Here is a 14,521-nt window from a genome sequence, read left to right as displayed (position 1 = left end):
CCACTCCTATCGAAGGAGCGGGGCATGATGAATTGGCGAGTCGCAATGGCGGGGTTGGCGCTAGGCGTTTCCGGAGTGGCACTGGCGGCGCCTTCGGACGGGCCCAACCCGGCTTTCACTGGTCGCGATCTGTTCAACCTGAGCGCTGCCGACGATCCGCAGATCAGTCCGGATGGGCGGTCGATCGCTTATGTGCGCCGATCGAACGACATCATGACCGACCGTGCCCGTTCGACAATCTGGCTCATCGACGTGGCCAGCGGCGCCGAGCGACCGCTCGTGGCGGGTACGGGCAATCATTTCAGCCCGCGCTGGTCACCAGATGGCCGGCGACTAGCCTATGCCTCGACCGCCGAGGGCGGCGCCCCGCAGTTGTTCGTGCGCTGGATGGAAAATGGCGAAAGCGTTCGGGTGACCGGCCTTCCGGACAGTCCGTCGGGCCTCGCGTGGTCGCCCGATGGGCGACGCCTTGCCTACGTCATGAACGTCCCCGGCGAGGGAATGAAACTAGGAAGCGCCCCCGCCAAGCCGGAAGGGGCCGAATGGGCCAAACCCCTCGAGGTGATCGACAAGGTAACCTATCGCGCCGATGGGGCCGGGTACATCAAACCCGGCTTCGATCACCTGTTCGTGGTCGATGCGCTGGGTGGCGCCCCGCGACAGCTGACCTTCGGCGACTTCCATGACGGCAGCCCGGAATGGGGCCGCGACGGGCGAACCATCTACTTCTCGGCAATCCGCAAGCCGGACTGGGAACTCACCGCGTTCGACAGCGAGGTTTACCGACTGGATATCGACAGCGGTTCGATTACCCCGCTGACGACCCGAAACGGCCCGGATGCCGCACCAACGGTTTCGCCGGATGGACGGCAGATCGCCTATGTTGGCTTCGACGACACGGGCAAGGGATATAACCAGTCCGGACTGTACGTGATGGAGGCGAGCGGCGGTGGCATCCGCAGGATTGCGCCCGGACTCGACCGCGACATTCAGCAATTGGAATGGGCAAGTGACGGCAAGTCGATCTACGCGGCGTACGAGGAAAACGGCTCGGTCGCCGTTTCGCGGATTGGACTCAATGGTTCGGTCTCGCCGATTACCCGGTCAGTAGGCGGAGGCGGACTGGACCGGCCTTACGCCGGGGGGAGCTTTAGCGTTTCGCGAAATGGCACCCTTGCATTCACGACTGACTCCCCTGGCCGGCCAGCCGATGTCGCAGTAACGAAAGGCGGCGAACCGCGTCTGCTCACACGACTTAACGACCTCGCCCTTTCCGGAAAAGTTTTAGGCGGACTTACGACGCTTGATGTTCGCGCGCCTGATGGCGGCAACGTGCCGACCTGGATCCTTACGCCCCCCGGCTGGCAGCCTGGCACTGCGGTGCCTGCCATCCTCGAGATTCACGGCGGTCCCTACGCGTCTTACGGACCGCATTTCTCGACCGATTATCAGCTTTACGCGGCAGCAGGCTACGCGGTCATCTACACCAATCCGCGAGGTTCCACCGGCTACGGACAAGCCTTCGCGGACGGAATCGAAAAGACCTATCCGGACAGCGACTATGCCGACCTGATGGCGGCCGTCGATGCGGCAGTCGCGGCTGGGATCGCCGATCCGCAGAACTTGTTCGTGACCGGCGGCTCAGGCGGCGGTATCCTGACAGCCTGGATTGTCGGCAAGACCAACCGCTTCAAAGCGGCCGCCGCGCAAAAGCCGGTAATCAACTGGACCAGCATGGCGTTGACGGCGGACGGCGTTCCTTTCTTCGGGCGCTATTGGATGGGCGCCATGCCTTGGGAGAATTATCAGAGCTACTGGAGCCGTTCGCCCTTGTCCCTGATGGCCAACGTGAAAACCCCGACTTTGGTTGTCGTCGGAAGTGAGGACTACCGCACGCCGGTAAGCGAAGCGGAGCAGCTCTACGCCGCGCTGAAGCTGGTCAAAGTGCCTACGGCGCTCGTCAAGGTGCCCGACGCAAGTCATGGCGGAATCGCCGCGCGCCCGAGCCAGTCGGCGGCCAAGGCCAGTGCGATCATCGCCTGGTTCGACAAGTACCGGAAACACGACGGAACTTCCGCGGAACCGAAAGCGCAATAGGGTCTTTTCTCACTTCGCGAGGGCGCGCATGAGACGCCCGTCCTCTTCGATGGAGATCCCCAAGTGATTCGACCCAGCGTTTTCCTTGCCGGCGCGGCGCTATTTGCCGTGCCGCTCCTCGCCCAGACTGCACAGTTCGATCCTGCCCGCCTTGCCGAACATACGCGCACTCTCGGCTCCGATGCTTTCGAAGGCCGCGCTCCGGCGACCCCCGGTGAAACCAAAACTGTTGCTTACCTTGCCGATCAGTTCGCTAAGGCCGGTCTCCAGCCGGGCGGGGATATCAAGAATGGCAAGCGCTCCTGGACCCAGGCCGTCCCCCTGCTCCGATCCGAGTTTTCGGCGGCGCCGCACATTAGTTTGGATTTGGCCGGCAAGCCCGTCCCGCTGACCCAAGGAGAGGAGATTGCCGTCCGCGCGCCGACCAACGGCGACAAAGCGATGCAGATCGACAAGGCCCAGCTTGTCTTCGTGGGCTATGGCGTAAAGGCGCCCGAGCGCGGGTGGGACGACTTTAAGGGCCAGGACATGCGAGGGAAAATCCTCGTCATGCTGGTCAATGACCCGGATTTCGAGGGTGGCGAAGGCGACTTCGGCGGCAAGGCGATGACCTATTACGGCCGCTGGACGTACAAATATGAAGAAGGTGCCCGCCAAAATGCCACGGGCGTTCTGGTCATTCATGAGACAGAGCCGGCCAGCTACGGCTGGGCGACGGTCAAGAACAGCAACACCAATGCGATGTTCGACATCGTCCGTCAGAACCCACGCGCCGAGCATCCCCCGCTCGAGGGCTGGATTCAGCGAGACCTCGCCGCGCAGCTGTTCGCGGCATCCGGTACCAGCTTCGAGGCGATGAAGGCGGCGGCCAAGCGCAAGGATTTCAAGCCGGTCCCACTCAAGGCGAAGCTCGACGTTCATGGCGCTGCGAAGACTGAGGTCATCACGTCCCAGAATGTTGTCGGCCTACTGCCCGGCGCCGCCCGGCCGGATGAGACCGTCATCTTTTCCGCGCATTGGGATCACCTTGGCATCGGATTGCCCGACGCCAATGGAGACCGGATTTACAATGGCGCCATCGACAACGGCACCGGCCTCGCCCAGTTAATCGAGCAGGCACGCGCATTCGCAAATGGTCCGCGCCCGCAGCGATCGGTGGTGTTCCTTGCCGTCACGGCCGAGGAAAAGGGTCTGCTGGGCAGCGAATATTACGCTGCCAATCCGCTTTATCCCCCAGCCAAGACCGCCGGGGTGATCAACACCGACGTGATGGGCGTGCTCGGCCCGGCGCGCGATTTCACGATCAGGGGCAACCAGAAGTTCGGCCTGCTCGATATTCTGGTTGAGGAAGGCGCCAAGCGCGGCCGCCGCTACACGCCGGATCCAAAGCCGGAAACCGGCGGTTTCTTCCGCTCAGATCACTTCACCATGGCCAAGACCGGAATCCCCGCGATGAGCTTTGGCCCGGGGCAAGATCTGGTCAACGGCGGCGTCGCCCGCGCGCAGGCGTGGGGTGCCAATTACACGGCCAAGATGTATCATCAGCCGGACGACGAATTTTCGCCCGACTGGGATTTCACCGGCATGGCACAGGATGCCGAATTGCTCCATGCGGTCGGATTGCGGCTCGCAAACAGCACCGACTGGCCGAACTGGAGCACGGAGAGCGAGTTCCGTGCAGCCCGTGATCGAACCGCACGCGAGCGAGGCGCTCCGTCCGCGCCAGTTACGCAGACAACACCGCCGAGCCGGCCGGGAGAGCGTGGATAAGCCAAGCTAAAAGGGGAGCCGCAATGAGCATCGACTTTTACACCAATCCGATGAGTCGAGGGCAAATCGTCCGCTGGATGCTTGAAGAGGTCGGTGTTCCCTACACCCAGCACATCATCGACTATTCGGTGATGGGAAGCGATTCGTACGGTGCCATTAACCCGATGCGCAAGGTGCCGGCCATCGTCCACGATCACAAGCTGGTGACGGAATGCGCGGCCATTTGCGCCTATTTGGCGGATGTTTTCCCGCAAGCCGGACTGGGTCCGCGTGACGAGGAGAAAGCGGACTATTACCGCTGGCTGTTCTTCGCCGCCGGCCCGGTCGAGCAGGCGGTGACCAACCATGCCAATGGGTGGGATCCGGCACCGGAGCGGGGACGGATGTTCGGTTATGGCAGCTACGACCGAGCGATGGAAACGCTGGCGGCGCATTTCGAGAAGAATGAATACGTATGCGGCGACCGGTTTACAGCCGCCGACATATACGTTGGAAGCCAGGTCCTGTGGGGAACTCAGTTCGAGACCATGCCGAAACTGCCGGCGTTCGAGGCTTATGCAAATCGACTGTCGGGCCGGGAAGCGTACAAGCGTGGCAAGGAGATCGACGGCAAGCTGATCGCCGAAATGCAGTCCAAGCAGGAGGCAGACGCATGATCGACCAAGACAAGCGCCAGGAAGCCATCCTGCTGTACGATCGCTTCACGCACGAAGGCCTGGACCGCCGCGATTTCATGACGCGGATGACGGCCATTGCGGGAAGCGCTGCTGCTGCGGAGCTGCTCATCGCCGGAATCGCGGCATCGCCTGCGGCCGCCGCCATTGTTCCCGCCAACGACAAAAGACTCACCACGCGAACGATGACCTTCTCCGAAGGGGCGGCGAGAGGCTACAAGGCCTATGTCGCCGAACCGCGCACTCGTTCATTAAAACCGTCGGTGCTGGTCATCCACGAGAACCGGGGCCTCAACGATTACACACGCGATGTTGCGCGCCGTCTCGCCGTAGCAGGGTTCCGGGGCGTCGCGGCCGACTTCCTCTCTGCCTCCGGAGGCACACCAGCCAATGAGGACAAGGCGCGCGAAATGATCGGGAAGCTCGACTTGGGAGCAGTGACGGCAGCCGGTGCGGCAATGGTGCGCGAGCTGGCGAAATCGAGTCGTGGCGGCAAAGTCGGCGCAGTCGGCTTCTGCTGGGGCGGCGCCTTCATCAACCGACTTGCCGTGCTCGCAGGCAAGGATCTCGACGCAGGCGTAAGCTATTATGGCACTGCGCCGAGCCCGGCCGAAGCCGCGAAAGTACAATCTCCGCTCCTGATCCACCTCGCCGGGCTGGACGAGCGCGTCAATCGCTCCGCCTATCCCTGGGTTAAGGCGCTAAGGGCGGCCAAGAAGCCAGTCGAATATCATGGCTACGCGGGCGTCAATCACGCTTTCCACAACGACACATCTGCCGAACGGTATGCCAAAGCTGCCGCCGAGCTGTCGTGGGAGCGCACGATCCGCTTCTTCAAGCGGTATCTTGGTTAGCGCGGGAGAGCAGCGACCCACGCTTTGACCTTGTCATCCTCGTGAAGCTGCCCGGGGTAAACGACTGACGGCTCATAAGGGCCGAAATCGCCGAGGCCGAGCGCCACCTTCTGAAGTGTCGAAAAAGTGCGTAGACCAGACGGGAGGACGATCTCACGGACCTCCATATAGCGGGTCGACATGTCAGTTGCCTCGCCGACATGGAGAGCGCCCAGCCTACGAAACAGATTGGCCGCGATCAGGCAGCTTGAAAAGCAGGCCCGGTCGGTAAGGAGAATCAGCCTGCCCTTGTAGGCGGAGGGCGGCAAGTTGTTAGGCGGTGGCGGCGGCCCGACGGCGATGGCCTTGGGGGCGCATGCGGGCAGCGCCGGAGCGAATGCCTCCCCTCTTTCGGATGCCCTTTTCATCGCAGTCAGTTCACCGTTCCAGTTCGGCTTTCGATCTTCCGGGAGCGCTTCGACGAAGTTGCGGAGCGCTGTGAGATTGTCGGGACTCACGCGCCAATACAGGCCCGAGCAACCGCTTGCGCTAGAAGACAGCGCCGAGACCCTCGCTTCTCCAACCAGGATCCGGGCAATCTCCTCGGCATATCCGCTGTTGCCGCCGCTATTCCCGCGCAAGTCCAGGACGATCATCGGTGCAGCCCGTAGCGTGCTCCCGCTTTCGCGCACCTTTTCAACCAGGCTGGCAGCGGCATTCCCGAAAGTGGGGACGGAAATCCACTTGCCTCCCGCAAAATCGGATATACCCATGGCGATCTCGGCAGGGCGATAGGACCGAAGCACGATGGGCTCGAGCTGGCGAAGCGGAATATCGCGCCAGTTCAAGTCCATGGTGACGGTCCCGCTGGAAGTCGCAAATTGGCACTTCGCCGGTTTCGCTACGAACGGGTTCCCGTCGTCGATCAGCAATTGCGCGGCGCGGGTCGCCATGTCCGCTTCGATATCGGGATGGGCGTAGAATTCGCCGAGCTTCTCGCGAGCAAACCGGTCGGCGGGTACGCCGTCACAGCTTATCAACCGCGCGCCTTCGAGGGGCTGCTCGCCCTGTGCCGCATCCTGGGCGCCGACGACCCACTGCCCGCCACGCCTCGCAATGATGATTCCGGCCCAACGCCGCTGGGACGATGATAATCGTGCATTGGACCAGATGTGACCATCGCGAAAATCGTTGGCGAGACCGTTCATCAATGCGGCGTAAGACGGATAATCAACGACCTTCGGGAGACGTTCGCCCGCATTCCGGCGGGCCACCGCCAGGCGTTTCTGGAAGGCGAGATCGCCAAGTTCCGGAGACGCGCCCGGATGATTTTTCTCGATCAATTCAATCGCTGCGGCGGAATCGATCTTGGCAAAGGTCCGCCATGCCTCGGCGGCCGGTTCCGCATGGGCAAGACTGGACGGGATGGCCAAGGCGAGCATCGACAAGAGAGCGGTCATTTTCATGGAAGCCCCTCGAATGTTGGTCTCAAGACACGACGCGGACATCAAGCGCGCCTTCGACTTCGGCGCGTCTCTCACAATTTCCCCGACATAAAAAAGGGCCGGCAGATCGCTCCGCCGGCCCTTCGTTCTTTCACTCGCAGCCTGCAAGGCTATTGGCGATTGCCCATGAAGCTGAGCAGGAACTGGAACATGTTGATGAAGTCCAGGTATAGGCTCAGCGCGCCGAGAATGGCGGTTTTCCCAAGCATCTCGCTATCTTGGACATAGTAGTAGATGCTCTTGATCCGCTGCGTATCGTAGGCAGTCAGGCCGGCGAAAATCAGGACGCCGATTGCGCTGATTGCCATTGCCATGGCGCCGGACTTGAACACGAACGCGTTCAGCAGCATGGCGACCAGCAGGCCGATGACGCCCATGATCAGGAACGTGCCGAAGCCGCTTAGGTCGCGCTTCGTCGTATAGCCGTAGAGCGACAGGCCAAGGAATGCCGCAGTCACCGCGAAGAAGGTCTGCGCGATGGATGTGCCGGTGTAGACCAGGAATATGGTCGACATCGACAGGCCCATCAGGGTGGCGAATGCCCAGAACATCATCTGGAGCGTTGCCGCGCTGAAGCGGTTCTGGCCGAAGCTCATCGCGAAGACGATCGCAAGCGGCGAGAGGATGATCACCCACGGCAGCAGCCCGCCACCCTGGAAAACCTGGGCTGCCATTCCGCTGTTGGCGAAAAGCATCGCGACAATGCCGGTAAGCAGCACGCCCGACGCCATGTAATTGTAGACTTTGAGCATGTAGGACCGCAGCCCCGCGTCGCGGGTGGCGGTCGGCACGCCGACAGTCACCGCCGGCCCGAAGCCGGACGTCCTCGTGCGGGGGTCAAACTGGTTCTGCATTTTCTCTCCTCTTCTGGGGGGCCTCGACGACACATCCCCGAATGGGCGTAATATCGGAAATGTTCGACGCATGTTCAAGCGAAACCGGACATGCACCGCGGCGTTCATCCAAGAGAAAGAAATCCGATGCACCGGCTGTTCGTCGCCCTTCGCCCACCCGGACATGTCCGCGACCTGTTGATCGATACGATGGAAGGTGTCGATTTAAGGTGGCAGGACGACGATCAGCTTCACCTCACATTACGTTTCGTCGGCGAGGTTGAGCGTCCGCTCGCCAACGATCTCGCTGCCGCGCTGTCTACTATAGTTTTCCCTAAGTTCGACCTGGCCATTCAAGGCGTAGGTCGATTCGACCGTGGCCGGCGAGGAGCATTGTGGGCCGGGGTGAGGCCTAAGGACCCCCTGCACGCTCTCGCGAGCAAGGTCGAACGCGCTTGCCAGTCGGCGGGTCTTGAGCCCGAACGGCGTGCCTACCACCCTCACATCACCTTGGCGCGCTGGAACGGAGGCAAGCCCCAGCTGGACAGCTGGCTCAACGAACATGCCGGACTACGGTCCGAACCTTTCACCGCCACCGATTTCATCCTCTACGAAAGCCGCCTCGGCCAGAGCGGTGCCCATTATGAGCCGGTTGCAACCTTTGCCTTGGTTTGAATCCGCCTAGGCGGAACCCATATCCAGAGGCTCCGCGTTGACCCGGACAGGTCCCTCGCGTAAACCAAGAACAAAGCTGGAACATATTCACCGATGCTGACCCATATATCCGTCAGAGGCGCACGCGAGCACAATCTCAAGGGCATCGACGTCGAGATTCCGCGCGAGAGCCTTACGGTCATCACTGGCCTCAGCGGTTCGGGCAAATCGAGTCTCGCCTTCGATACGATCTATGCGGAGGGGCAGCGACGCTACGTGGAATCGCTCTCGGCCTATGCCCGGCAATTCCTCGAGATGATGCAGAAACCGGACGTCGAGCATATCGACGGCCTGTCGCCGGCAATTTCGATCGAGCAGAAGACAACCAGCCGCAACCCGCGATCGACCGTCGCCACGGTCACCGAAATCTATGATTACATGCGCTTGCTGTGGGCGCGCGTCGGAATACCCTACTCGCCGGCGACCGGGCTGCCCATCGAGGCGCAGCAGGTCAGCCAGATGGTCGACAGGACGATGGCGCTCCCCGAGGGCTCCCGTCATTACCTGCTCGCGCCGGTCGTGCGCGGTCGTAAGGGCGAATATCGCAAGGAGCTGGCCGAATGGCAAAAGGCCGGTTTCACCCGGGTCCGCATCGACGGCGAGTTCCATGCGATCGAAGACGCGCCTGCGCTCGACAAGAAATACAAGCATGACATCGAAATCGTCGTCGACCGGATCGTCGTTCGCGAAGGCATCGAAAGCCGCCTTGCCGACAGCTTCGAAACTGCGCTCAAGCTAGCCGAAGGGCTAGCCTATCTCGATCCGGCGGATCCGCCTTCGGAAGCGGATCAGGCCGCCCAGTCCGGCATGAAACTCGACTATGGTGTGCCGGGGCGCATCGTCTTTTCACAGAAGTTCGCTTGCCCGGTGTCGGGCTTTACCATTGCCGAGATTGAGCCACGGCTATTCTCCTTCAACGCACCGCAGGGTGCATGCCCCGCGTGTGATGGGCTCGGCGAAAAGCTGGTCTTTGACGAAGACCTCGTCGTACCCAACCACGACATCTCGATCGGCAAGGGCGCTGTCGTGCCGTGGGCGAAGAGCAACCCGCCCTCGCCCTATTACATGCAGGTGCTGGGCAGCCTCGCTCGGGCCTATGACTTCTCGCTCGACACCAAGTGGAAGGACTTGTCCGATGAAGCGCGGCAGGTCGTGCTTCGCGGCACCAAGGGACGGCCCGTCGCACTGCGGTTCGTCGATGGCCGCAAGAGCTACGAGGTCAAGAAGCCGTTCGAAGGCGTGCTCGGAAACCTCGAACGCAGGATGCTCGCTACCGAAAGCGCGTGGATGCGCGAAGAGCTGTCAAAGTATCAGGCAGCCCACGCCTGCGAGGTGTGCCACGGCGCGCGCCTAAGGCCCGAACCCCTTGCAGTCAAAATCGCCGGTGAGGATATCTCGCAGTCGGCCCGCCGTTCCGTCGCCGATGCGCTCGAGTGGTTTTCGTCGCTTGAAGGCAAGCTCACGCCGCAGCAACGCGAGATCGCCCGCGCCATCCTCAAGGAAATCAACGAGCGCCTTGGCTTTCTCCACAATGTCGGGCTCGATTATCTCAACCTCGATCGCACCAGTGGCACCCTGTCTGGCGGCGAATCCCAGCGCATCCGGCTCGCTTCGCAGATCGGTTCGGGCCTTTCGGGCGTGCTCTACGTCCTGGACGAACCGTCGATTGGCCTTCACCAGAAGGACAACGACCGGCTTCTCGAGACGCTTCAGCGCCTGAAATCTCTCGGCAACACCGTTTTGGTTGTTGAGCATGACGAGGACGCAATCCGCACCGCCGACCACGTCATTGATATGGGGCCGGGGGCCGGGGTCCATGGCGGCGAAGTGGTCTGTGCAGGAACGCTGGACGACTTGCTTGCCTGCGAATCCAGCCTGACTGCCGATTACCTGTCCGGCCGTCGCGCAATCCCGATGCGGCCCGAACGACGCAAGGGCTCGGGCAAGAAACTGACCGTTCACGGCGCGCGAGAGAACAACCTTCAGAACGTCACGGCGTCCATTCCGCTTGGCACGTTCACCTGCATCACCGGCGTTTCGGGCTCTGGGAAGTCGAGCTTCACCATCGACACGCTCTACGCTTCGGCGGCGCGGCAGTTGAATGGCGCCCGGATACTCGCCGGCAAGCACGACAAAATCTCGGGTCTCGAGCATCTCGACAAGGTCATCGACATCGATCAGTCGCCCATCGGCCGCACCCCGCGCTCCAATCCGGCAACTTACACCGGCGCCTTCACCAATATCCGCGACTGGTTTGCCGGCCTCCCCGAAAGCCAGGCCCGCGGCTACAAACCCGGCCGCTTCAGTTTCAACGTCAAGGGCGGCCGCTGCGAGGCGTGCCAGGGCGATGGCGTTCTCAAGATCGAGATGCACTTCCTGCCCGACGTCTACGTCACTTGCGATGTCTGCCACGGCCAGCGCTACAACCGCGAGACGCTCGAGGTGAAGTTCAAGGGGAAGAGCATCGCCGACGTTCTCGACATGACCGTCGAGGACGCGGTCGAGTTCTTCAAGGCCGTGCCTGGCATTCGCGACAAGATGGCGATGCTTGCAGAAGTTGGTCTTGGCTACATCAAGGTCGGCCAGCAGGCCACGACGCTCAGCGGCGGCGAGGCGCAGCGCGTCAAGCTGTCAAAAGAACTCTCGCGGCGCGCAACCGGCCAGACTCTCTACATTCTCGACGAGCCCACCACCGGCCTCCATTTCGAGGACGTGCGCAAGTTGCTCGAAGTCCTCCACGCGCTCGTCGAGCAAGGCAATACGGTAGTGGTGATCGAGCACAATCTTGACGTTATTAAAACCGCCGACTGGATTCTCGACCTCGGTCCGGGTGGCGGCGTGAACGGCGGCGAGATCGTCGCCGAAGGAACGCCTGAAGCCGTCGCGGCGAACCCACGCAGCTTCACCGGCCAGTACCTCAAGGATACGCTGGCCAAGGCCCCGCGCGCGAGCGTCTCGCTTGCGCCGGTAAAACCCAAACGTGCGCGCAAGTCGAAAGCCACAGTTGAGGAACCGGACCTGATAGCTGCGAAGTAAGTCACGAAAGGCGTTGCCATTTTTCGCGGGCTTGCCAGAATAATCGCTTATGTTTCGTCGCTCACTTGCCCGCCTGGTTCAGGCATTTCTACTCCTTGCGCTCACGAGCCCGGCCGCAGCGGCAACCCGCTCCGGTCAGCTCGAAACACCACTTCCGACCGCGGCCCCGGCCGTTCCCGAAACGCGCAACGGAGTCATCACGCTTGCCGGGGGCGTCTACGCTTACTTGCCCGCAGGGCCCGCAAAGCCCCGCCCGCTGCTCGTCGTCCTTCACGGCGCTGGCGGGGAGCCAGCGAACGTCTTGGAATCATTCCGCGCTCATGCCGATGCTAACGGTATCGTCCTAGTCATCCCGCGCTCGATCAAGGGCACTTGGGACATGGTGGAGGACTTGAAATCCCGCTTGGGCGCGGAGATGAATGTCCAGCCTCGCTACGGCAAGGATCTGCAAGCGCTCGACACTGCTTTGGCGGACCTGTTCAGCAAAGTCGCAATCGACACGCGGCATGTCGGAATCGCTGGCTTCTCGGACGGTGCGAGCTACGCGCTGAGCGTCGGCACCGCTAACCCCCAGCTGTTCACCTACGTGATGGCATTCTCGCCAGGCCATTCATTCACCAAGAAATATGACAAGAGGCAGCGGGTGTTCATCAGCCACGGCGAAAAGGACGAGGTATTGCCGTTCACAAATGCCCGCGGAATTGCAGCGCGGCTTCGCGGGCGCGGCATGACCGTGGAGTTCGAAGCCTTCCCCGGCCGTCATGAGGTCCCGGCCGCAATCCGCGACAAGGCGATCGCCTTTTTCATGAGTCCCGCGCCCTAGCGGCGGCGAATTTCGACCCTTCTATTTTGGACTTCGCGGACGCCATCCTCTGTGGCGATGATCGGCGCCTCTTCCCCGCGCCCTTCGATGGTCATTGCCGAGCGCGGTACCCCCTTGCTCGCCAGATAATCCGCGACGATTTGTGCGCGCTGTCGCGAAGATTGAAGATTGGCTCCCGAGGGCCCCGAGCGGTCGCTATGCCCTGTCAGCAATAGCGGTGCCCGGTTCGCCCTGTAATCCTGCACCACTTTCTCAAGTGTGGCCTCGCTGTCGCGGCTGATTTCGGTCTTCCCCCAGTCGAAAAAGACCATCGTCACGCCCTCGGGCGCAGCCAATTGGAGCATCAGCATGGCAAGCAACATGTGGCTGGCTTAGGCAGCAAGGCCGCAACGAGCAAGCAGGCTTAAGCTGCAATCAGTCCGTGAGAACGCAGCGCCGGCGAGGATGGCATTGACCGTGCCATCGCTCGGATAATCGGGGATCGCGAATTGCAGCGCTCCAATCACTCGCTTTCGCCCAAACGAAACGAAAGTGCGGCGGCGCTGACGGCGGCTTGCTGGCGCCTCCCCTGCCCGTTAGTCCACGTCGATGCGTTCAAGTGGCGGTGCATACTTTGCCGGACTCGACCACGTCCGTGGTATTGCGGCCTTTCTGGTCGTCGTCTGGCACTTCTCCCACCGCTACGACGGCTATCCCGTCCCCTTCCACCAGGCACCATGGCTCGGACCGCTCGATGAGGGGCATCTTGGTGTCGCCGTGTTCATGACGCTCAGCGGCTACCTGTTCGCGAAGCTCATTGGCGAGCGGGATATCCGCTTCGGGCCATTCATCTGGAACCGCGCGATCCGGCTCTTGCCGCTTTTGTCGCTGGTGCTTTTGTACATCGGCTTCCTCGTCCACGACAAGATGTCGTATCTTCAGGACGTCGCCTTCGGCCTGCTGCTGCCGCATCTCCCCAATGGCGGATGGTCTATTACCACCGAGGTGCATTTCTATCTGCTCCTCCCCTTGCTTCTTCCCTTCCGCCGCAAACCAGTGATCGCCCTTGGCCTGGTCACCCTCTTCCTGCTTTTCCGGTTGTTCATCGTTGCCCGTGGCTGGGAGGTCCAGGGTCTTGCCTATCAGACCATCATTGGCCGGTTCGACCAGTTCGCACTCGGCATGATGGCCTTTTACCTCCGCGAGCGAGTCACCGGAGCGATGGCCCTGGTCGCTCTTGCCGTCCTCTGGCTTTTCTACGCCTGGTTTGACGGGTCCGGCGGCTATTACGATTTCCCGCATCGCTATATCTGGATCATCCTCCCCACAATCGAGGCAGCGACGATTGCGACCATGATCGCGTGGTACGACCGGCATCCGCTCCATGGTCGCTGGACCTGGGTCCTCGAGCAGGCCGGAAAATACAGCTACTCGATCTATCTCCTTCATTTCTTCTTCGTCGGAGCCGCTGCCCGACTGGTCGATCAATACGTCATGCCGATCCCGACATTGATTCTCGCGCTGCCCTGGGCGATCCTTTTTTTCGGCTTCATGATGGTCATTGGCAGCATCAGCTGGAAGCTTGTCGAGCAGCCGGTCTTGCGCTTCCGCAAGCCTTATCTCGTCGATCCGGCGCCATCGCCTACGCAGGGGTCGCCACAACAGTCTTCCTGACGATCCCGCGCTCGAGCACGCCCAGGACGAAGGGCTGAGCGTCACGGTACCCAGACATTTTACCGATACCGTTCGTGCTTATCGATAGCGGCGGTAATGACGGTGCCCATAGGGCCTGGCGTATCCGTAGCCGCGATAGCCGCCATAGTAGCCGTAGGGCCGACCGTAAGCGACCACCGGCCCTCCATAATAGCCGTAGGGCACGCCATAGTTGTATGGGGGAGGCGGCGGGTAGGGGTAAGCGGGCACCGCATAGCCATAGGGAACCGCATAGCCGTAACCGTAGCGCGGATAGGCGTAGCCGTAGCCGCGATACCCATAGCCATATCCACCATTATGTCCGGCGACATAGCCGGTCACCGCGCCGAGCACGCCGCCGATCACTGCTCCAGCAACCGCTTCGTCGTCGCGATCGTCATCATGATAATAATGGTCGTATGGGTCGGCCAGCGCCGGCATAGCCGACAAGAGGCCGGTAAACCCGACGAACGTGGCGAGAAGCCGTGTCATTGACCGCTCCTTTCAACCCCTGCTGCACCGGGAAGTAGGATCGGCGTCCCTGCCTCACAATCCGCACAACTAC

General features: G+C 61.7%; 12 protein-coding genes. 8 read left to right on the top strand and 4 right to left on the bottom strand.

What is annotated here, in order from left to right; all coding sequences use genetic code 11:
• The first annotated feature begins 24 nt into the window (after nucleotides 1-24).
• From G7076_RS02750 to G7076_RS02735, 4 genes are all read left to right on the top strand, one after another.
• A complete protein-coding gene (locus G7076_RS02750) occupies nucleotides 25-2,097 on the top strand; it encodes a S9 family peptidase (RefSeq protein ID WP_240913844.1) in 2,073 nt (690 codons plus the stop codon).
• A 63-nt stretch (nucleotides 2,098-2,160) separates the two neighbouring features.
• Nucleotides 2,161-3,867 carry a M28 family metallopeptidase gene (locus G7076_RS02745; RefSeq protein WP_166200222.1) on the top strand — a complete coding sequence of 569 codons (1,707 nt, stop codon included), beginning with the start codon at nucleotides 2,161-2,163 and terminating at the stop codon, nucleotides 3,865-3,867.
• 23 nt (nucleotides 3,868-3,890) lie between these two features.
• Nucleotides 3,891-4,523, top strand: a complete 633-nt coding sequence (locus G7076_RS02740) for a glutathione S-transferase family protein (RefSeq protein WP_166200220.1) — start codon at nucleotides 3,891-3,893, stop codon at nucleotides 4,521-4,523.
• The gene (locus tag G7076_RS02735; protein ID WP_166200218.1) at nucleotides 4,520-5,395 is read left to right on the top strand and encodes a dienelactone hydrolase family protein; all 876 of its coding nucleotides are present in this window, start codon (nucleotides 4,520-4,522) and stop codon (nucleotides 5,393-5,395) included. The genes G7076_RS02740 and G7076_RS02735 overlap by 4 nt, the downstream gene beginning before the upstream one ends.
• Here G7076_RS02735 and G7076_RS02730 read toward each other — a convergent pair.
• Both G7076_RS02730 and G7076_RS02725 read right to left on the bottom strand, forming a co-directional pair.
• Nucleotides 5,392-6,840, bottom strand: a complete 1,449-nt coding sequence (locus G7076_RS02730; RefSeq protein WP_166200216.1) for a S41 family peptidase — start codon at nucleotides 6,838-6,840, stop codon at nucleotides 5,392-5,394. The two genes, G7076_RS02735 and G7076_RS02730, sit on opposite strands and share 4 nt — an antisense overlap.
• A gap of 149 nt (nucleotides 6,841-6,989) precedes the next feature.
• Nucleotides 6,990-7,733, bottom strand: a complete 744-nt coding sequence (locus tag G7076_RS02725) for a Bax inhibitor-1/YccA family protein (protein ID WP_166200214.1) — start codon at nucleotides 7,731-7,733, stop codon at nucleotides 6,990-6,992.
• Between the two features lie 126 nt (nucleotides 7,734-7,859).
• Between G7076_RS02725 and thpR the strand changes: the two genes are divergently transcribed.
• The 3 genes from thpR to G7076_RS02710 all read left to right on the top strand — a co-directional run bounded on the left by thpR (nucleotide 7,860) and on the right by G7076_RS02710 (nucleotide 12,285).
• Nucleotides 7,860-8,387, top strand: coding sequence for an RNA 2',3'-cyclic phosphodiesterase (gene thpR, locus G7076_RS02720; RefSeq protein ID WP_166200212.1), 528 nt, complete (start codon nucleotides 7,860-7,862; stop codon nucleotides 8,385-8,387).
• Nucleotides 8,388-8,480: 93 nt separating this feature from the next.
• Nucleotides 8,481-11,462, top strand: a complete 2,982-nt coding sequence (gene uvrA, locus G7076_RS02715) for an excinuclease ABC subunit UvrA (protein WP_166200210.1) — start codon at nucleotides 8,481-8,483, stop codon at nucleotides 11,460-11,462.
• Between the two features lie 49 nt (nucleotides 11,463-11,511).
• Entirely contained in the window at nucleotides 11,512-12,285 is a 774-nt protein-coding gene (locus tag G7076_RS02710) for a dienelactone hydrolase family protein (protein WP_166200208.1), read from the top strand.
• On the opposite strand, the gene G7076_RS02705 is transcribed toward G7076_RS02710, so the two are convergent.
• Nucleotides 12,282-12,647, bottom strand: coding sequence for an OmpA family protein (locus tag G7076_RS02705; protein WP_166200206.1), 366 nt, complete (start codon nucleotides 12,645-12,647; stop codon nucleotides 12,282-12,284). The genes G7076_RS02710 and G7076_RS02705 overlap by 4 nt on opposite strands.
• Nucleotides 12,648-12,873: 226 nt before the next feature.
• Between G7076_RS02705 and G7076_RS02700 the strand changes: the two genes are divergently transcribed.
• On the top strand, nucleotides 12,874-13,938 hold the full coding sequence (locus G7076_RS02700; RefSeq protein WP_166200204.1) for an acyltransferase: 1,065 nt from the start codon (nucleotides 12,874-12,876) through the stop codon (nucleotides 13,936-13,938).
• 78 nt (nucleotides 13,939-14,016) lie between these two features.
• On the opposite strand, the gene G7076_RS02695 is transcribed toward G7076_RS02700, so the two are convergent.
• Nucleotides 14,017-14,448 carry a hypothetical protein gene (locus G7076_RS02695; protein ID WP_166199292.1) on the bottom strand — a complete coding sequence of 144 codons (432 nt, stop codon included), beginning with the start codon at nucleotides 14,446-14,448 and terminating at the stop codon, nucleotides 14,017-14,019.
• Nucleotides 14,449-14,521 lie beyond the last annotated feature (73 nt).

Source organism: Sphingomonas sp. HDW15A (genome assembly GCF_011301715.1).
Lineage (GTDB): Bacteria > Pseudomonadota > Alphaproteobacteria > Sphingomonadales > Sphingomonadaceae > Sphingomicrobium.
The sequence above is the reverse complement of the archived record's forward strand: the minus strand, read 5'-3'. Positions and strand labels throughout refer to the sequence as shown.

Bases quoted from the DNA above. Each gene is read 5' to 3' on its own strand.
- uvrA (WP_166200210.1), top strand. From the start codon at position 8,481: ATGCTGACCCATATATCCGTCAGAGGCGCACGCGAGCACAATCTCAAG.
- thpR (WP_166200212.1), top strand. From the start codon at position 7,860: ATGCACCGGCTGTTCGTCGCCCTTCGCCCACCCGGACATGTCCGCGAC.
- G7076_RS02695 (WP_166199292.1), bottom strand. From the start codon at position 14,448: ATGACACGGCTTCTCGCCACGTTCGTCGGGTTTACCGGCCTCTTGTCG.
- G7076_RS02710 (WP_166200208.1), top strand. From the start codon at position 11,512: ATGTTTCGTCGCTCACTTGCCCGCCTGGTTCAGGCATTTCTACTCCTT.
- G7076_RS02705 (WP_166200206.1), bottom strand. From the start codon at position 12,647: ATGTTGCTTGCCATGCTGATGCTCCAATTGGCTGCGCCCGAGGGCGTG.
- G7076_RS02730 (WP_166200216.1), bottom strand. From the start codon at position 6,840: ATGAAAATGACCGCTCTCTTGTCGATGCTCGCCTTGGCCATCCCGTCC.
- G7076_RS02700 (WP_166200204.1), top strand. From the start codon at position 12,874: ATGCGTTCAAGTGGCGGTGCATACTTTGCCGGACTCGACCACGTCCGT.
- G7076_RS02735 (WP_166200218.1), top strand. From the start codon at position 4,520: ATGATCGACCAAGACAAGCGCCAGGAAGCCATCCTGCTGTACGATCGC.
- G7076_RS02725 (WP_166200214.1), bottom strand. From the start codon at position 7,733: ATGCAGAACCAGTTTGACCCCCGCACGAGGACGTCCGGCTTCGGGCCG.
- G7076_RS02740 (WP_166200220.1), top strand. From the start codon at position 3,891: ATGAGCATCGACTTTTACACCAATCCGATGAGTCGAGGGCAAATCGTC.
- G7076_RS02750 (WP_240913844.1), top strand. From the start codon at position 25: ATGATGAATTGGCGAGTCGCAATGGCGGGGTTGGCGCTAGGCGTTTCC.